Source organism: Bacillus sp. RC240 (assembly GCF_044907945.1).
GTDB classification, from domain to species: Bacteria; Bacillota; Bacilli; order Bacillales; family Bacillaceae_G; genus Bacillus_A; species Bacillus_A mycoides.
In genome coordinates this window covers 94942-113417 of the sequence record NZ_JBIYCT010000001.1, presented here as the reverse complement: position 1 = coordinate 113417, position 18476 = coordinate 94942, and the positions used below count along the sequence as shown (strand labels likewise).

The window sequence follows — 18476 nt, the reverse complement described above, 5'->3', positions numbered from 1 at the left end:
TGTTGAATTCACAACAACCTTTTCACTTTTCTATTTGATCTACATTTCGCATAATATTTTGGAGATTACTTTCATATTGCTCAAGTTGTGGACGCTGCGTTTCTGATGCTACTTCAAGTGCATTTTGAATTTGTTCGTACGCCTCTTGCACTTCTTGGCGTAACTCTTTTAAATCATGGCCGTAATTCGGGTCATTTTTCACAATATTATTGAATATATTTTCCGCTTGAACAACCCCTTGCTGCGCGGCCTGAAAAGCCTGTTGCTTATCTTTATGATATGGCATAACACTTTCCCCTTCCTATATGAGTTAGTCCTACTTATCTTTACCCGTTTCTCAAAAAACATTCTCGTATAAATTCGCAAACTTCTCTCATTCTAAATAGGGAGAGGAGGTGTAAAATACAATGGGTAAAAACAATAATCAATCTAATCGTCAAAACGAGAAAAAAGGGCAATCTTCTGGACAGCCCGAACCTTTAAGTGGATCTCACAAAGTTAAAAATCGTAATCATTCACGTCAAAAAAATCATGCACATCATGATATGTAAAGCAAAAGCATTCACACACACTGTATCTTTCACATAAAATGTTTATATTTTTCTATTTGTTCTTCACCTCTATTTCATTCATGCATAACATAGTATGAATTGAGATTTTACGGAGGGTGTCTTTCATGGGCAAGAAAAAGAAGGATTGTCTTTTTCATGTTGATGGTTTCGAAGAATGGATGGATCAATTTTGTTCTGATTCTTGTAGCAACTTTAGTTTTCCAAATCAAATTCATATTGACCTTTGTGAAACAGAACAAGAATACATTTTGGAAACAGATGTACCAAATGCAACTGCACAAAATGTACTCATTAAAAAGATGGAGACAGGCCTAAACATTTGTATACTTTATAAAAACACTTCTTTACAGCGGATTGTTCCTTTACCTACTAATATCATTTATAACAAGATGCTAGCCTGTTTAGAGAATGGATGTTTAGCCATTCATATTTCCAAAAACGAAGTTGCCAATAAGCATGAAAAGAAAGTTCTTTTTTCAAATTAAGGATTACTATAAACACAAACATGAGCCCGAGCAACCTTTTAGTTTGCTCGGGCTCATGTTATTTCGCATGTATTTCTATTTTAGAATTTCTAATATATCTTTTTTTCATTAAACCTTTTGTCACTAAAAGAACTGGGAACGCTATGCTTGAAAATATAGCTAATATTAAAAATACTATAAAGCCATTTTGATATCCATAATGATCGAGAAGTATCCCGCCAAACCAAGGACCAATTACTACTCCAATTCCTGAAAATCCCATAGCTCCAAAATATGTCCCTTTCAAATGTGGAACAGCTATCTCATCAATAAATACATCTGTCATTGAAAACATTAATACTTCTCCGAATGTAAAAATAATTGTACATATAGCAGCCCCTAACATAGATTCTACTAGTCCAAATCCAAACAATCCCCCGCTCACAAATAACGTTCCAACCATAATAGATGCTAACGGCGTATACTTTTTACACATTTGAATAACAGGGTATTGAATAACTACTACTGTAATCGCATTTAAAGTTAGCATATATGAGAACAACTTTACTCCATCTTGAAATATATGTGCGTTTGCAAAATATTGAGATAGTGTCGTCGTTAAATGTGAAAAACCACTATTACTCAAAATGATTCCGACTAAAGCAACTAAAAATACTATGTCTTTTCGCAAAATCCGAACCGCACTTAACATTGTGACCGGATTTTCTGTAGCTACTTTCTTTTTATCAAGTGGATATTTCTTAAATTGAAACGCTAATATAACTGTATATAAAATGTACACTCCAGCGGCTACTAAAAAAGGAATCGTTGATTTTGCACTTCCAATCTGTAATCCAACAAGTGGACCCATCGCTACTCCAACATTTATTGCACCGTAACGCAAATTATATACGAGTAAACGATACTCTGGTTTCGTTAAATCTGATAATAAAGCTCTTGATGTCGGTTCAAAAAAAGAACGACATAAGCCATTCAAAGCGTTTAATAGAAAGAAACTCAAAACATGCTCTGCAACTGAAAATCCTATAAATACAAACACCCAAACAATCATGGACCATATTATAATCATCTTTCGACCAAATCGATCAGATAAATTGCCCCCAATAAAACTAGCAAACACTCCAACAAGCGCACTCGTTCCAATGATAGCACCGGTCATTCCAGCCGATACGTCTTTAACAGTCGTTAAATAAATCGCTAAAAAAGGAATGCTCATTGAAGTTGCAAACCTAGCAAATAATGTCCCTATAATGATACTCATTCCAAGTGGATGAATATTTTGTAACTTCCCCTTCATCTTTAAACCTACTCTCCCTTTTCCTACATAAAAAAAGAAAGCAAAGGATCTGCTTTCTTTTTCCTTTTTCTATACTTGAGATGTTTATACCCGAGCTGTTCTCGTTATTTCCATATCAATTCCATATGTAAACTGTAGTTCTTTACAAACATCTTTAATCAAAATAGCTACGTTATACTTTTCATTAAATTCTAAAACAATGCTTTCTACTTCTTCATATGTATACTTATATTCGCCAGTAATTACACTTTTTAAATCAAAGCATTCATTAATACAAAGCTGGACGAGTAATTGTTCATACTTCTCTATGACATCTTCTTTTTTCCAAAGTAACTCCTTTACATATAACCGATCAAATTTCACACTTTCTCGATTACAATCCGTTAAAATCCGGGTCATCTCATTTAATTCTCGATATAATTCGGAAATATTTCTGCTTAAACTAAGCAATTTATCTACGCCGTTTTCATATGGCATTTTCATTCCCCCCCGCATTTTCTTCTTATTATAGCAAGAAAATTCTAAAAAAAGTTTCTTTCTTCTGAAATATTAGGAAACTAATTTCAATTGCTTTACAATGAAACTAGCTAACACGAAAGGGGAAAGAAAATTGGAGAAAAAATTATATTACATCGATGCTTATCAGCAAACCTTTACAACTAAAGTTATAAAACAAGAGCATGATACAGAAGGAAACTTATATGTTGTCTTAAATGAAACTGCATTTTATCCAGCAGGCGGCGGGCAACCACACGACACTGGAACCTTAAATGGTATTCCGGTAAGTAACGTTCAAGAAGTAAATGGAGAAATTCGTCATTTCATAATAGAACAATTACATACAGAAGAAGTAGAGGGTAAAATAGATTGGGAGCGCCGTTTTGATCATATGCAGCAACATACAGCTCAGCACATTTTATCCGCTGCTTTTTGGGATCATTTTAACATACCGACGATCGGATTCCATCTTGGAAAAGAAACGGTAACAATTGATTTAGAAACGGCAAACCTGCCTACAGAAACGATTGAGAAGGCTGCACAAATTGCTAATCAAATTGTTTTTGAAAACCACCCTATTCGTATTGAATGGATGAACTTAGAAGAGGCCAAAGCATTACCCCTTCGCAAAGAACCAACTTTGACAGAAAATATACGCGTTGTTATTATCGAAAACTATGATTATAACGGTTGTGGTGGAACACATCCGAAGCATACAGGTGAAGTAGGTCCTATTCAAGTACTAGGATGGGAGCGCAATAAAGGTGGTATACGCTTAACATTTATTGCTGGTTGGCGTTCTCTTAAATTAATGGGACAACATCAACAAATATTAACAGATGTTTCTAAGCAATTGAACAGTAGCGAAACTGATATTCCAGTAAAAGTGGCACAGCTTCTTAACTCCCAAAAAGAAAACGAAAAAGCAGTACAAGCAATGAATGAAAAATTATTATTTGCAGAGGCAAATGAACTATTACAACAACCTGCAGAAATATACGCTGGAATACTCATTTCTAAAGTATTTACAAATCGTTCCATGCAAGAAATCGCAAAACTATCCGCTATTATTACAGAACAAAAAGAACACGCAATTACATATTTCGTTATTGAAAATGGGGAAAAATTACAATGTATTCTTGCTTGTGGTAAAGCAGTGATACTCGATATGAATGCTCTTTTAAAAGATGCCCTTCCTTCTATTGAAGGAAAAGGTGGCGGAAATAAAAAAAGTGCTCGCGGCGGTGGAAAAGCAATTATGACTGGGGACGAGTTTTTAAATCAACTTGTTTCTTCTTTACAATCTGCAGTGTAGATTATTTTATGAAGTGGATGTCATTGAACTGTGTGACATCCACTTCTTTTTTCTGTTTCGTGCACAGTAGTACAGTAAATGAAATTATATGAACGATTCTGCAAATATATCTATCACAACTCGCAATATATCAACGCTTATATAAGAAATATCGATTTACCGACAAAATACGAATATAAATACAACTTATAGAGTAAGAGGAGACTGCTGCACAATAACAGCCTCCTCCTATGTTTACAAACCAATATTTTGTTTTAATCCTTGATAACTTCCTGCGTTCAAGAACTTTTCAGATGCAAGTTTAATGAACCTCTCAGAAAAACCATAACTACTTAATTCTTCTATCGCTACCATTTGTACATCATGAATCGGATTATGATCAAACTCGTTAGAAGGAAGCGTAATTTCACCTTCTACCTTTTCAAGTAAAAATGTAATATGTAATAAAGATGGGCTAGCATCTGGTCTGTCACAAACGTAGAGTAGCTTCTTAATTTTAACTTCTAACCCTGTTTCTTCTTTCATTTCTCGAATCATTGCTTCTTCTAACGTTTCACCATCCTCTACCCTTCCCCCAGGTAAAGACCAATTCCGATTAGCAACGTTTTGTTGTACTAGCACACCTTTTCATCTTCAATTAAAATTCCCGTAACACGAACTTGCATTAAATCAGTCATAATCTCCCTCTTCTTCCTATTAAATTTACAAATTAATCCTTCCATAAAAAGAACGTACGTTTTATAATTAAAGGAAATTATGGAAGAAAGAAGTTGTTATATTCATGCGCCCACCTTTAACAAAGTCTATATCTCTTGAAGATTTCAAAAACTATTATTGGTTAAAAACAGAACTGCAAACATTTTGTCGTGATCATGATTTACCAACTAGTGGCTCTAAGATCGAAATAAGCGGGCGTATCTCACATTATTTAACTACGGGTAAAGTATTACAAAACAGTTTTCATCAAAAAGTGAGTAAAACAGCCGTTTCCCATAAAGAACTTTCTTTACAAACAATCATTACCGAAAATCATCGTTGTAGTGAAGATGTGCGTGCTTTTTTCAAAGAAAAAATTGGAGCAAACTTCCGCTTTACAGTAGCCCTTCAAAAGTTTTTTAAAGAGAATATCGGAAAAACATATGAAAACGCGATAATGTTTTGGCATGAAGAAAACAAACGAAAAAAAGATCCTACATACAAAACAACTATCGGTACACAATTTGAATACAATCGTTTTACGCGCGCTTTTTTTGAAGACCCATATAACAAAGGAAAATCAAAAGCTGATGCTATCGCTGCTTGGGATGAAATAAAAGCAAAGCCTGGTAGCAACGCTTATATTCCTCAAAAAGTAGAAAACTAATTAACTTGCTAGTCTTCTACTTTTTCAAATAAAAGAGCAAGCCCAATTCCCCCACCAATTCCTAATGTCACAATTCCATGTTTCATACGTTCTCTTTGCGCCTGATAAAACAAGCGCGTTACAAGCATAGCTCCAGACGCACCGTACGGATGACCAAGTGCAATTGCACCGCCATTTACATTTAATTTTTCATACGGGATTTGTAACGTTTGCGCACATGCAACAACTTTAGCAGCGAACGCTTCATTCATCTCAATACAATCAATATCTTCTATCACTAAATCCATTTCTCTAAGTAGTTTTTGCACGGCAAATATCGGACCAGTTCCCGGAAGATTCGGATCCACTCCAACTACAGCACTACGAACGAAACGAAGAACAGGCTTGTATCCTAATTTTCGGGCTTGCGCCTCTTCCATTACAAGAACAGCACATGCTCCATCGTTTACACCACACGAATTCCCTGCTGTTACCGTTCCATTTTGTAAAAATACAGGTTTCGTTCTCTTAATCATTCTTTCATAATTCATTTCTCGCTTAATAGATTCATCTAATAATCCATTAAAATAATGAGGTAATATCTCTTCTTGTATATATCCTTTTTTTAATGCTTGCAGCGTTCTTTTATAGCTAAGACAAGCATATTCATCTTGCATCTCTTTCGTTATGTTATAATGCTCTGCAACATACTCAGCCGCTAATCCCATATCCGGATCCCCAATTTTTTCAGGCGAAAACCGCGCTCTATTTTGAAAAGGTGACGTACTTGTACTCTCTACTCCCCCAGCGATATAGCAATTGCCAGCCCCACCTTGAATAAGATGACATGCAGTGCGAATTGCTTCTAATCCAGCACCGCATTGCCGATCAATCGTTACACCAGGTATATGATAACTGAGCCCTGCTTCTAAAGCAGACAACCTTGCGATATTCCCTCCTGGTCCAACGACATTTCCTAAGATGACATCATCTATTTCTCTCTCAATCCCTTTACTTAGAAACATAAGAAGCGGCGCTAGTAATTGCTGAACTTCATAATCTTTCAACATCCCATTCTTCTTGCCAATAGGCGTTCTTTTCGCTTCTACAATAACCGCTCTATTCATATATCTTCTCCTGATTTCCAATGATACTTTTTGCTGCATTGCGAGCTATTTTCCCGCTACTTGTATAAGGGATGTCATCTACAAAATGCCATTCTTTCGGTATTTTAAAAGAGGATAATCGTTGTAGGCAAAAGCTCTTTAATTGTTGCTTCGTAGCACTTCCTTTTACGATAGCGACAGGTTTTTCACCCCAATAACTATCTTTTATACCGACAACAACAATTTCTTCAACAGCTGGATGCGTATATAGCAAACTTTCTATCTCTTCTGGATAAATATTGATTCCTCCAAATAAAATCATGTTCTTCTCTCTACCAACAATATATATAAAGCCTTCTTCATCTTGGTAGCCCACATCCTGCACTGTCATCCAACCACCCTTGGACAATTGCGGGATTATAGCTCCATTCGATACATAGCCCATAAAAAACTGATCACTTTTTACATAAACAGTTCCTACCTCGCCTGCTTGTACTTCTTCTCCTGCTTCATTACATATTCGAACTTGTACATTATGACAAGGTTTCCCTACTGAATTCGGTTTTCTTTCACTCTCTTCATCAACCAATGCCGTTACAAAGCTTAGCTCAGACGCACCATAAAACTCATATCTTTTTGCATAAGGAAACACATTTTTCATCTTTTCTTTTGCTTCAGCTTCCCATTTCGCTCCTGATGAAATAATTTTCATTTCACTTTCAATTACTTTATTTTCTTTATACAATGACTCAAGCATTGTAGGGACTGTATACATTACAGAAATATTCTCTATCTTTATACTAGATAGCACTTGAACTGGTACAAACTTTCTCATTATATGTACCGTTTGTCCCAAATATAAGGCACTTATTGCTCCATATAAGAATAAAGAATGAACAAGCGTCCCAGCTATTAAAATAGAATCTGTATTTTTCATATAAAAATCATGTACATTGCAATCAAAACTATGTACCCATGACTGTTGAGCACGTAAAAATGCTTTTGCTTTTCCAGTCGATCCTGATGTAAATCCCATATAAAAAGAAGCGTTTTGTACATTTTCTACAGGATGATATGTAGGAAGATAGTTCTCAATCATTTCTTTCCATTCTTCAATCTCAATAACCCTTCCTTCTTCGCAGGATATATCACTAAGCCTATACTGCTCCGCCACAATAATATCCGGTTTACTAATCGCTATTCTTTCTTTAAGTTCATCTCGTTTCCATTTTATATCTAGCGGCACACAAACCCATCCAGCCATTGCGGAACCCGCAAATATTTGTAAAAACTCAGTACAATTTTCTAATACAATTACTACTGTTTTATTCTTCGATTCTTTTTCATTCAACCAGTTTGCTACTTTACAAACTGAATCGTACCAATCTTTATAGGTTAACACTCTATCATTTTCTTTAATCGCTATTTTATTCGGTTGTAAAGAGGCATATTTTTTGTATTCTTTTGTAATCCCCATATTAGACATCCTTTCTTTACAAAATAATAAAAAGAAACACGCACGTAACGTGTTTCTCCTTTTTCTTATCCTACATTTGTAATTTTTTTATTCTTCAAAGCAGGCGTAATAATATGTTTCAATGAGCGATGTAATCTTGTCACGAGAACTGCTGCTATAATCGCTTTTATGCAATCACCTGGTAAAAATACAACACTCACTTTCATCGTTTCCCATACGGAAATATCCATTACGAAAGCTTGTACAATGATACCAAATACATAAACTACGAAAATACCACCAATTATATTAATACATAATACTTTTATAATAGAAACTTCACGTAAACGTTCAATTAAATAACCAATTACAAATGCTCCTGCAATATAACCAAGTAAATATCCTGCACTTGGCCCAACAAATACGCCAGGCCCCCCGCGTCCACCTGCAAGTAGTGGTGCTCCAACTCCTACAATAAGTAAGAAAATAAGCTGACTTAGTGCACCTAGCCGTGAGCCTAACAACCCACCTGCAAGCATGACTCCAAGCGATTGCAGTGTAATAGGAACAGGTGTAATAGAAAGAGCAATCGGAGGAATTAACCCTAACACTCCCATAATCGAACTAAATAAAGCGACGAAAACTAAGTTTTTTGTATTCATGTTTGCTTCTCCTATTTGTAAACCTAAATTAGATTTTAGGTAACATATTATAGGAATTATATTATCTTTCTATCTACCCTTTGTCAACCTTATTTCTACATAAGTTTACAAATATAAATTCAATCACTTCTCCTTATGCAAATGCTCAAGTTCTTTCCTAAGCGCCTGTTTTAAAAACTTCCCAACAGATGTTTTCGGGATTTCCTCCATAAATACAATATCGTCTGGTAACCACCACTTCGCAAACTGTGGTTTTAAAAACTCATATAATTCTTCTTTTGTAACTGTGCTATTTTTCTTTTGAACAACGCAGGCAACTGGGCGCTCTTGCCACTGCGGGTGTGGAATTGCAACGACAGCCGCTTCAAATATAGCGTCATGTGCCATTAGAGCATTTTCAAGGTCAACTGAGGAAATCCATTCTCCCCCGCTTTTAATAACATCCTTCGTACGATCAACAATCTTTACGCACCCTTCCTCGTCAACCGTAACGACATCTCCTGTATATAACCAACCATCACGAAAACCTTCGACAGTACGTTCATCGTTATAATAGCTTGCAGCGATCCATGGCGCTCGTAAACATAGTTCTCCCATCTCCGTACCATCCCACTTCACTTCACCATTTGTACCGACTACTTTCATCTCTACACCAGGGACAAGATATCCTTGCTTCGATCTTATCTCAAGTTGTTCTTCATACGCCAAATCTGTTTCATAGCTTTTTAGACGTGCAAGCGTTACGAGTGGACTCGTTTCAGTCATGCCATATGCATGTACGAAAGGAACATTATATTTTTGCTCAAACGCTTTAATAACGCTTTTCGGTGCAGCTGCGCCTCCGCATAGTAATCTCGTTATACTAGATAAATCATAACTATTATTTTCTAACTCTTGTAAAACACCGAGCCAAATTGTCGGCACACCTGCTGCTATCGTTACTTTTTCAGCTTGAATCATTTCTAATAAAATTTTCGGAGTAAACATCGGTCCTGGAAGAACTTGTTTAGTTCCAAACCAAGTGGCTGCAAAAGGAAGTCCCCAAGCATTCACATGAAACATTGGTACAATAGCCATTGCCGCATCACTTTCTGATAAAGCTGTCGTATCTGCTAAACCAAGTGCCATACAGTGCAGAACTGTACTACGATGTGTATAAACAACACCTTTTGGATTCCCTGTAGTCGCTGACGTATAACACATACCAGCAGGTGTATTTTCATCAATATCTTTTACAAATTGGAAATTGGAATCGCCTTCTTCTAATAGCTTTTCATAATGATATACAGGCTGCAGTGTAGTTTTTGGAAGTTCGTCTTTATCAGTCATAATAATGTAGGCTTGTACGGTTGATAATTGTGATTGAATATTTTCAACAAGTGGTACGAGATCTTCATCAATAAGTAAAATTCGATCTTCTGCATGTTGAATAATGTATGAAATATGTTGAGGAGATAAACGAATATTAATTGTGTGTAAAACGGAAGCAATACCTGGAATAGCAAAATATGCTTCCACATGTCGATGATGATTCCATGCTAACGTTCCTATGCGCTCGCCTTCTTTAATCCCAAGCTTTTTTAACGCACTGGAAAGCCTTCGTGTCCTTTCCCCTAGCTGCTTATACGTTAAGGTCGTAACTGTATCATGCGTCCGTGAAATGATTTCTTTCTTTGGGAATAGTTTTTCTGCCCTTTCCATCATAGAACTAATCGTTAGAGGTACATTCATCATCATATTGTTTACATCCTCCCTTTAAAGCGTTTTCATTTTGTTCATTATAACAGACTTCTACAAAAAATTACGATATTTTTTCTGTATTTTCTGAATTATTTCTTTGGAAATAATTCAGAAAATACTAGGAGAGAATCTATTAAAATTCCTTCTTACGATATATAAATACCGAAATAAAAAAAGAAAAGATATATAGGATAACGCCAAATATTGTATATAGAATTGAAATGTATACAGATGAATTTAAATTTGATATTGGAAATTGTTCTATTAGATAGCCAATTACACTTTGTAATCCAAAATAAGTAACAAGTCCCCCGCATGCGCCTCCAATTGTAATAGCATCAGATTTTTCTGCTCCAAAAATATAGAGGAGTGGATAGGCTATTGCTCCGGCATTAAGAATGATGAAAGTCCCTAAAGAAACACTCTTGAATATACCATCATCAATTGGTGTATCTGAAACTAAACCATATACATAAAATACGCCATAAGATAATAAGGTACCAATAATTACAACTAAAAAATAGAAAAAATAGTGACTTTGCACAATATTACTTCTAGTAACCGGTAAAGTAAGTACATACTTTTCATAACCCGACTTACTCTCATATTTAATAACTTCAAGTGCAGGAATCGCAGCAAATAAGATAATGAACGTAGCAATTAAACGGTACATTGAAGCATCACCAAAATAAAACACGAATCCCGCTCCCAATATCGCTATTCCCATGAACATAAAGAAAGTTCGATACACTAGGTAATAGTTTGTCAATAATAAACCTCTCATTTATTTTTCACTCCTCGTTAATAAGACACTCATTTCTTCTATCGAGATGGTTCTATGAGCAATCCCACTTGGTAATTTATGTACATCTGATACGAGTACATTGAAATAAGAACCATGGTTCCTCTTTGCCACAACTATATCTTTGTTGATTAAAGTTAGTTGTTCCACATCAACATCTACAATGGCGTAACTGTCCAAAACCTTATCTTTTTCTTCATTCAATAAAATTTCTCCATCTTTTATAATGATAAGGTGGCTAGCTATTTTTTCTACATCACTCATAATATGAGAAGAAAGTAATATACCACCATTACTTTTACTCACAAAACTTTTTAATTCCTCTAACACGCCCTCCCTAGATGAAGGATCAAGACCTCCCGTCGCTTCATCTAGGATTAATAATTTTGCATTATGCGACAATGCAACAGCTACGGATAGTTTCATTGACATCCCACGTGAGAATTCACCTACTTTTTCATCAGTAGGTAAAGAGAAAGAATGAACTAATCGATAAAAATTTTCTATGTCCCAAGATTCAAACATCTTTTCAAAAACCTTATTTAGTTGTTTTATTGTAAGATGAGCCGGTAGATTCATAGCATCAAATACGACTCCAATCTTTTCCTTAATCTTGGCATGTTTATTTATATTTTCTTCACCAAATATTTTTACTGTACCGCTATCTTTAGAAATTAATTGTAGTACTGTTTTAAATGTTGTTGATTTACCTGCTCCATTATCACCAATAAATCCAACAATTGATCCAGACGGCACACTGAATGATACATCTCTTAAAACAACTTTGTTTCCAAATGATTTACTCAAATTTTCAATTTCTAAAAGGTTTGACATCATTCCACTCCTATCTTAGCTTTTAATAAAAAAACGAATTAAAACACGTTTTCTCCTATTAAAAATTATCCACTTTTTCTCTCACTTTCTTTTTTAGTTTAAAGATAAAACGATTGCTATATTCTTTATTTTCCGCTAAAATTCTGTACGTTTCTAACACTCCTAAAACACTAACAAAAAGATAAAAACCAATTGCAATAAGAACCACACAGTAAGGATAATACTGTACTAACTCTCCTGAAGTGATATGCTTTTTCTCAAACAAAAATGGTATTGCACCCGCTGCTATGAAACAAAGTCCAACAATTACTACTGCAGCATATTTCTTTTTAATAGTCGCATATCTTTTTGTCAATTCTTTTAAAAAGTTTGGATCAAATAGTAGTTCTTCCTTTTTCAATACATTGTATCGACTCTCTTCTATCGTTACAGGTACCATAATCGCTCCAATTCCAAGGACAGCAATAATAATGATAAGGAATGTAGACATTGTTGGATCTTCTTTGAATAATAAATACGGTATTGTAGATAAAATAAGCAAACTAAACCCTAATGCGATATATTTAGAAATTTTTTGCCCATATACTATATACCCTTCTGCCATTTCCTTACTTACATAATAACCATGTTCCTTTTCATTACTTTGCTCAGCAGTTTCTTTTAATAAGTAATCAAGCGATACTTCAAATACATTTCCAATCATTATTAGCTTTTCAGTTTCTGGAAAACCTTGACCGTTTTCCCATTTACTAACCGCTTGCCTTGTCGTGTTTAATTTCTCAGCTAATGCTTCTTGAGAAAGGCCTTTTTCCTTTCTTAATTTAAAAAGTTTCTCACCAAATCCCATATGTGTGTCCCCCTTGTTTTCTTAACTAAATTGTATGTAAACATTGCCCCTATCTCTATCTTCCTGCGGTTGCACTTTGTCAACTTACGGTTGCGATTATGTTATATGGCGGTTTTGTATACGTTTTAGCTGTTTTTCTTCTATGATTATGGCGTTAATAAAACAACCCCTCTCAATAACCAATTATAACAATTAAAGGTAATTATTGTTATAGAAATAAAAAACTCCCTTATTCATTTAAAGGAGTTTTCGTTATGACATATTTCATTTATTCCTATATCTTTCTCGGGATATACAATACCTTTTCGTATCACGATATTTACCTTTTACAAACAAATCATTTTGAATCGTACACTCATACTCCATATTTAAACGTTTCATTAGTCTTTCAGTTGCTTCATTTTCTGAATTACATCCCGCTTCGATGCTATTAAGATGTAACTCATTAAATCCATAACTAAAAAAAGCTAACGCCGCTTCGGTAGCTAGTCCTTTCCCCCAATATTTTCGCGACAAGGTGTATGCAATTTCCGATTTATGTATAGTTGAATCATAACTTATAAATCCACATGTCCCTATGAGTTTCTGCTTCTCTTTTAATACTATTCCAAGAGGAGCGACTTTTTCTTTCTCATATCGTTCCATGATTTCATAAATAAACTTTTTCGTACCATTTAACGATCGATGTTCATCTCATACAGTATAAGTTGTTAATTTATTATCCGAAGCATACTCGGATATATGTAAAATATCACTCATATTAATTTCCCTTAATATAAGACGTTTCGTATACAACGCTGGATATGACCACTTTTCAACAATCATAACGGCTTCTGTTTAAACTTTTCATAATTCCGTACCTTTAATAAAAGGATATTCCCGCAATCTGTACAAATATAAGCATCCACTGGTGAAGATGTGAACATCGTCTCCTTTTTCCGTATTTGTGCATAACCGATAAACTCACCTTCTCCTATGTTATGAGAACCGCAATGAGAGCATGTCTGCACGTCTTTCTGTTTCATGAGAGCACCACCTTTAATCTGTTTCTACTCCCTTCGACAGTTCACTTCCATTTCCCTTCCAAAAAACCTCTTATTCTCTTACATTTCAACAGGAATCTCAGAACAAAAATCGTATATGTACTATGAACTATATTAATTGACGGAGGAATCTTATGAGTACTATTATGACATTCAATGCAGCACAAGAAATTGAAAACGCAGAAATAGATATGCTCTCTTCTAGATTAGCGGCACTGCAAGCGATGAGCGGAAATCCAATGCAAATACAAATGAAAAAATTCGGGAGTGCTACTGCCTTTTCATCAAAAGTAATTGCTGGTCCTGCTTTTAATACGGTAAAAGGCATTACATATACAAATACAGATGCGATAGATGAAATCATCTCTTATTATGAATCGCTACAAATCCCTTGTCGTTTTGAAATTACACCAGCGCAAGGTACAGATGAACTATTTCAATACTTATCTAAAAAAGGTTTTTATCAATCTAGCTTCCATACCGCTTTATATAGTATACCGGGACAAGATTTTCCGCTTCCCCCTTCTAACATTTCAGTACGCAAACTGAAAGAAAATGAGTTTCATACTTTTGCAGATATTTATATACGTGGATTTAATATGCCGTCCTTTACAAAAAATGGTGTTCGTCAAAATAATGAAATTCTTTACAATAAACCAGGATGGCATTTTTTCATAGCCGAAGTTCAAAACACTCCTGCTAGTATAGGGGTACTTTATATAAATAAAGGTGTTGCTTCATTAGCTGCTTCTGCTACTTTGCCAGAATTTCAACGTAAAGGTTGTCATACCGTATTAATTCAAAAACGAATTGAGACCGCTCTTGAATCCAATTGTAATTTAATAGTTGGACAAGCAAGATTCGGTAGCGGCAGTCAAAATAATATGGAACGTGCCCATATGAAAATTGCTTATACAAAATCAATATGGACTGCGAAAGACATATAATTAACTTTCTTTTTCTTTCCATTACGAATGTATACATTTTATGACAATTACCTTTCTATCCTGTTACTCATTTGAATATTCAAACTAAATTTGTTACGCTATTACCAGATACATCATTCAACTTGCAATATGAAAAGAGAATTCTACTCAAACTACAAGGAGGAGAAATGTATGACTAAACATGATCATGGTTTAAAAGAAAAAGTAGAAGGTGCCATTGATAAGGTAAAGGGTGAAGTAAAGGAAGTTGTCGGGAAAGTAACTGACAATAAAAAATTACAAGCCGAGGGAAAATGGGATAAGGTGAAAGGCACTGCTAAAGATACGGTTGGTAATATAAAAGAAAAAGCACATGAATATAAGGAACATAAATAATAAAAAACACGTTAGATGCATTTTCATCTGACGTGTTTTTTAGTTCAGCTTATATACATAATTAACCAAATATCATACGGTATATTTTTATTTCTCTATACTCTTTGTAAGTGGTTCTTTAAATGCATTTCTATTCCATACAGCGAAAACAATAAGAGAAATAATAAAGAATACAACAAGACATATACCCAAATAATCAAAATTAACTACCTGAATGAGATTCCAAAACGGTCCCTGTAAATTATAGCTTTCAATAAGTAAAGATAATAGTTGATAACCCCCTATTAAAAAAGCCGTTATAACAGATATTGAGGTAATTAATACGTTATATGAATTTCTAATTCGACTATTTTCCATTGCCCACTTATAATTCGTATTCATGAATGTACTATCTAATGTATCCATCAACGACATTCCTGCAGCAAACAAAATGGGAAAAGCAAATATACTTACAAGCGGGATAGATTGACTTGTTGCAGTTACTGTAGAAAGAGCAATTAATCCGATTTCACTTGCTGTATCAAAACCAAGCCCAAATAAAAAACCGATCATATACAATTGCTTTTGACTATCAATAAACCTAAATAAGCGCTGCGTGAAACGATATATAAATCCTAAGTTTTCTGGTTGCTTATCCTCTTGGCTTCGTAACACTTTAATAAGGTACAACAGATTGGTAAGCCCAATAATAATAAGAAATGTACTAGAAACAATTGTACCGATAATACCGCCTATAGTAGAAAAACTCTCCATTCCATGTTTTGCTGTTTTTCCAATTAAAGCAATTAATACGATCATCACAAATACTACAGTAGAGTGTCCTAATGAGAAGTAAAACCCCACCCCCTGTGAGTTTTTACCTTTTTCAATTAATTTCCGAACAGTATTATCAATTGCGACAATATGATCACTATCAAACGCATGACGCAATCCTAAAGAATATGCAATAATAGCCATTCCAATTATGCTATTGCCTTTATACAGTGCAGGTAATAATAAGAGAATTCCAAGCACATGAAGAAATATAATAATAACAAAAAAATTAGTTGCTTTTTTCAGTTCACTTTTCCACATAGTTACTAACCCTTTCTACTTTAGATTGAATACTCTTGAAAAAGAAAAGTGCCATAATAAAAACTACAATCGTTATAATAGTCACTAAAATAATTACAAAATCATTTAACATGCCTGTATTATTTGTAAGTGTTAACAGGGCTGGTATCGTTGCAGTAATCCAAGATTCAATGAAGCAAACAATCCCTACATAAATATGAATCTTCTTTTTCAACCCATCTTGCAGGAAAAATAAAAACCAAAGGAACGCCCAAAAGAACCAAATTATTGTACTTTGTAGACTTCCACTCTCATGTAATTGATTCGCTATTCCCATAACCGTTGCAATAATAGCAACCCAAAGAGAATAGTAACCTACACCTGAAGAATCAAGTTCTAATATATTCGTAAGGCCAACATATAAATAAGTAAAACCAAATAAAAAAATAGTTCCATTAGATAGGATAGTCCACTCATTAGATTGACTTCCTGTAAATAATAAATATAGTGGTGTCAAAGTTTGTAATGCCCCTACAAATAAATTGAAGTACCCTACACTTTTGCTATCAATGAGTTTAAAAGCTGCTAGTGCATTCATGAATAGAACTGCACCGACAAATAATAATCCCACATTAGTCATAGTATCCCCTTCTCCTACTTAATATTTTCGATAGGATGTTAATTCTTCATGCAGACAATTCTCTCTAACAAAACGATGACACTGAAAAAATATAGACTCCATATCCTCTGTATTATGACTAAGTATGCGTATGACAAAGCCTTTACATGGCATAGAAGATATTCCAATCTTCATATTGTTAGTGTTAGAAAGCGAAGTTTTCAATGCTGCAATTAAATCATTTGTAATGTTCTTATTAATAACCATGAAAGTACCATAATGGGAATATTGATTTAATATTCCCATTTGATCTAACGACTCTTTGAAAGGGTTTAACAATAGATGATCGTAAACTACAAGTTTGTTTTCCATATATACTTTTGTTAGCGAATCAAAATACTGGTATGTGAACTTCTCCATATTTGGAGACCAACCAGGCGTAACTGAATCGCATAAAATCAATGTAGAATTATTTTGCATATATATATTTACTTTTTGCTTATATGCTGCATCCTTGTACATAATCAACGGATCTGGTAAATACTCCATAACAGCATTTTCACCAATATAAACATTCAATTCTTGCAAAGCATAACTATTTGGAGTCTTGTAAACTTTCGTTGCTGATTGGCTTGTTATATATGTTTTCGCATCTTCATGAACATTTATATTTATAGAATAGAAGTCTCCTTTTAAATAACCTCCACCAGAATTCATGATATAGTAATATGCTCTACCATAATCGTCCAAATATATTGGCTGCGTTACTTTTAAGGCATCTTTATGATAAACCTTAATAGGTACCGTTTTATGTCTTTTTTCCATCACATCAATGTTTAAGACACCTGTAGGGGCTTTCATTTCTTCAATCCTTCTAACATGATGTTTTGTCGCATCCAATTTATTAATCCCTGTAAGCCTTCCTCATCCTTCAAATTTGTAAAAAAATATGGTTTATTATGTCGGTAATTTTTCGTATCCTGCTCCATAACTCCAAGATCAGCCCCTACATAAGGTGCCAAATCCGTTTTATTAATCACAAATACATCAGATTTGATCATTCCTTGTCCACCTTTACGAGGAATCTTTTCTCCTTGTGCTACATCAATAATATAAATTGAAAAATCCACTAGCTCTGGACTAAATGTGGCAGCTAAATTATCACCCCCACTTTCAATAAAAATAATATCTAAATTACTATGTCTAATCATGAGCTCTTCAATTGCTTCAAAATTCATAGAAGCATCCTCTCGAATTGCTGTATGTGGACACCCTCCTGTCTCTACACCAATAATTCTATCTTCTGGTAAAACACCCGTTTTCAATAAAATCTTTGCATCTTCTTTCGTATAAATATCGTTTGTAATTGCTGCAATTTCATAATCTGTATTTAAATATTTTGTTAACTTTTCAACTAACATTGTTTTCCCAGCACCTACGGGGCCACCAATACCAATTTTAATAGGTTTTATCATTTTATTTT

At 34.4% G+C, this 18476-nt stretch carries 21 protein-coding genes and 2 pseudogenes; 6 read left to right on the top strand and 17 right to left on the bottom strand.

Features of this window, described 5'->3' with window-relative positions:
- Positions 1-22 precede the first annotated feature (22 nt).
- A complete protein-coding gene (locus ABH955_RS00590) occupies positions 23-286 on the bottom strand; it encodes a hypothetical protein (RefSeq protein ID WP_002014282.1) in 264 nt (87 codons plus the stop codon).
- 121 nt (positions 287-407) lie between these two features.
- Between ABH955_RS00590 and ABH955_RS00585 the strand changes: the two genes are divergently transcribed.
- Together ABH955_RS00585 and ABH955_RS00580 are read left to right on the top strand one after the other, a co-directional pair.
- Positions 408-551, top strand: coding sequence for a small acid-soluble spore protein P (locus ABH955_RS00585; protein ID WP_002014281.1), 144 nt, complete (start codon positions 408-410; stop codon positions 549-551).
- A gap of 125 nt (positions 552-676) precedes the next feature.
- Positions 677-1057 carry an Hsp20/alpha crystallin family protein gene (locus tag ABH955_RS00580; RefSeq protein ID WP_002014278.1) on the top strand — a complete coding sequence of 127 codons (381 nt, stop codon included), beginning with the start codon at positions 677-679 and terminating at the stop codon, positions 1055-1057.
- Between the two features lie 58 nt (positions 1058-1115).
- Here the strand turns inward: ABH955_RS00580 and ABH955_RS00575 are convergent, their stop codons facing one another.
- Both ABH955_RS00575 and ABH955_RS00570 read right to left on the bottom strand, forming a co-directional pair.
- Positions 1116-2354, bottom strand: a complete 1239-nt coding sequence (locus tag ABH955_RS00575) for an MDR family MFS transporter (RefSeq protein ID WP_002014277.1) — start codon at positions 2352-2354, stop codon at positions 1116-1118.
- Between the two features lie 84 nt (positions 2355-2438).
- A complete protein-coding gene (locus tag ABH955_RS00570) occupies positions 2439-2831 on the bottom strand; it encodes a hypothetical protein (protein WP_002137716.1) in 393 nt (130 codons plus the stop codon).
- Between the two features lie 133 nt (positions 2832-2964).
- Here ABH955_RS00570 and ABH955_RS00565 point away from each other — a divergent pair, with 133 nt between their 5' ends.
- Positions 2965-4167: an alanyl-tRNA editing protein gene (locus ABH955_RS00565; protein WP_404456567.1), complete on the top strand. Its 1203-nt coding sequence runs from the start codon at positions 2965-2967 to the stop codon at positions 4165-4167.
- Positions 4168-4401: 234 nt separating this feature from the next.
- Here the strand turns inward: ABH955_RS00565 and ABH955_RS00560 are convergent.
- Positions 4402-4844: pseudogene (locus tag ABH955_RS00560) on the bottom strand (NUDIX hydrolase).
- A gap of 104 nt (positions 4845-4948) precedes the next feature.
- Here ABH955_RS00560 and ABH955_RS00555 point away from each other — a divergent pair.
- A complete protein-coding gene (locus ABH955_RS00555; protein WP_404456565.1) occupies positions 4949-5530 on the top strand; it encodes a DUF6434 domain-containing protein in 582 nt (193 codons plus the stop codon).
- An 8-nt stretch (positions 5531-5538) separates the two neighbouring features.
- Here ABH955_RS00555 and ABH955_RS00550 read toward each other — a convergent pair whose 3' ends face one another.
- The 9 genes and pseudogenes from ABH955_RS00550 to ABH955_RS00510 all read right to left on the bottom strand — a co-directional run bounded on the left by ABH955_RS00550 (position 5539) and on the right by ABH955_RS00510 (position 13981).
- Positions 5539-6636 (bottom strand): acetyl-CoA C-acyltransferase, encoded by a 1098-nt coding sequence (locus tag ABH955_RS00550; protein WP_404456563.1) that lies wholly within the window; start codon positions 6634-6636, stop codon positions 5539-5541.
- Positions 6629-8092, bottom strand: a complete 1464-nt coding sequence (locus ABH955_RS00545) for an acyl-CoA synthetase (protein ID WP_404456561.1) — start codon at positions 8090-8092, stop codon at positions 6629-6631. Before ABH955_RS00545 ends, ABH955_RS00550 begins: the two co-directional genes overlap by 8 nt.
- A 65-nt stretch (positions 8093-8157) precedes the next feature.
- Positions 8158-8733: a biotin transporter BioY gene (locus ABH955_RS00540; RefSeq protein WP_404456559.1), complete on the bottom strand. Its 576-nt coding sequence runs from the start codon at positions 8731-8733 to the stop codon at positions 8158-8160.
- Positions 8734-8856: 123 nt separating this feature from the next.
- Positions 8857-10470 carry a long-chain fatty acid--CoA ligase gene (locus tag ABH955_RS00535; RefSeq protein ID WP_016096349.1) on the bottom strand — a complete coding sequence of 538 codons (1614 nt, stop codon included), beginning with the start codon at positions 10468-10470 and terminating at the stop codon, positions 8857-8859.
- A 136-nt stretch (positions 10471-10606) separates the two neighbouring features.
- Positions 10607-11257, bottom strand: a complete 651-nt coding sequence (locus ABH955_RS00530) for an ABC-2 transporter permease (RefSeq protein ID WP_002146309.1) — start codon at positions 11255-11257, stop codon at positions 10607-10609.
- The gene (locus ABH955_RS00525; RefSeq protein ID WP_404456557.1) at positions 11258-12109 is read right to left on the bottom strand and encodes an ABC transporter ATP-binding protein; all 852 of its coding nucleotides are present in this window, start codon (positions 12107-12109) and stop codon (positions 11258-11260) included.
- A 58-nt stretch (positions 12110-12167) separates the two neighbouring features.
- Positions 12168-12956, bottom strand: a complete 789-nt coding sequence (locus ABH955_RS00520; RefSeq protein ID WP_002146304.1) for a helix-turn-helix domain-containing protein — start codon at positions 12954-12956, stop codon at positions 12168-12170.
- A gap of 264 nt (positions 12957-13220) precedes the next feature.
- Positions 13221-13781 (bottom strand): annotated as a pseudogene (locus tag ABH955_RS00515) (GNAT family N-acetyltransferase).
- Positions 13778-13981 carry a hypothetical protein gene (locus tag ABH955_RS00510; protein ID WP_002146302.1) on the bottom strand — a complete coding sequence of 68 codons (204 nt, stop codon included), beginning with the start codon at positions 13979-13981 and terminating at the stop codon, positions 13778-13780. The pseudogene ABH955_RS00515 and the gene ABH955_RS00510 overlap by 4 nt, the downstream one beginning before the upstream one ends.
- Positions 13982-14133: 152 nt before the next feature.
- On the opposite strand from ABH955_RS00510, the gene ABH955_RS00505 reads away from it, so the two are divergent.
- Together ABH955_RS00505 and ABH955_RS00500 are read left to right on the top strand one after the other, a co-directional pair.
- The gene (locus tag ABH955_RS00505; protein ID WP_098167686.1) at positions 14134-14946 is read left to right on the top strand and encodes a GNAT family N-acetyltransferase; all 813 of its coding nucleotides are present in this window, start codon (positions 14134-14136) and stop codon (positions 14944-14946) included.
- A gap of 171 nt (positions 14947-15117) precedes the next feature.
- Entirely contained in the window at positions 15118-15321 is a 204-nt protein-coding gene (locus tag ABH955_RS00500) for a CsbD family protein (protein WP_002137730.1), read from the top strand.
- 87 nt (positions 15322-15408) lie between these two features.
- Here the strand turns inward: ABH955_RS00500 and ABH955_RS00495 are convergent, their stop codons facing one another.
- From ABH955_RS00495 to ureG, 4 genes are read right to left on the bottom strand one after another with little or no spacing between them, the layout of a single operon-like run.
- Positions 15409-16395, bottom strand: coding sequence for a HoxN/HupN/NixA family nickel/cobalt transporter (locus ABH955_RS00495; protein ID WP_002128522.1), 987 nt, complete (start codon positions 16393-16395; stop codon positions 15409-15411).
- Positions 16382-17014 (bottom strand): AmiS/UreI family transporter, encoded by a 633-nt coding sequence (locus ABH955_RS00490; protein ID WP_113936088.1) that lies wholly within the window; start codon positions 17012-17014, stop codon positions 16382-16384. Before ABH955_RS00490 ends, ABH955_RS00495 begins: the two co-directional genes overlap by 14 nt.
- Before the next feature lie 18 nt (positions 17015-17032).
- The gene (locus ABH955_RS00485) at positions 17033-17854 is read right to left on the bottom strand and encodes an urease accessory protein UreD (RefSeq protein ID WP_404456555.1); all 822 of its coding nucleotides are present in this window, start codon (positions 17852-17854) and stop codon (positions 17033-17035) included.
- The gene (gene ureG, locus ABH955_RS00480) at positions 17851-18468 is read right to left on the bottom strand and encodes an urease accessory protein UreG (protein WP_000594929.1); all 618 of its coding nucleotides are present in this window, start codon (positions 18466-18468) and stop codon (positions 17851-17853) included. Before ureG ends, ABH955_RS00485 begins: the two co-directional genes overlap by 4 nt.
- Between the last annotated feature and the right edge of the window lie 8 nt (positions 18469-18476).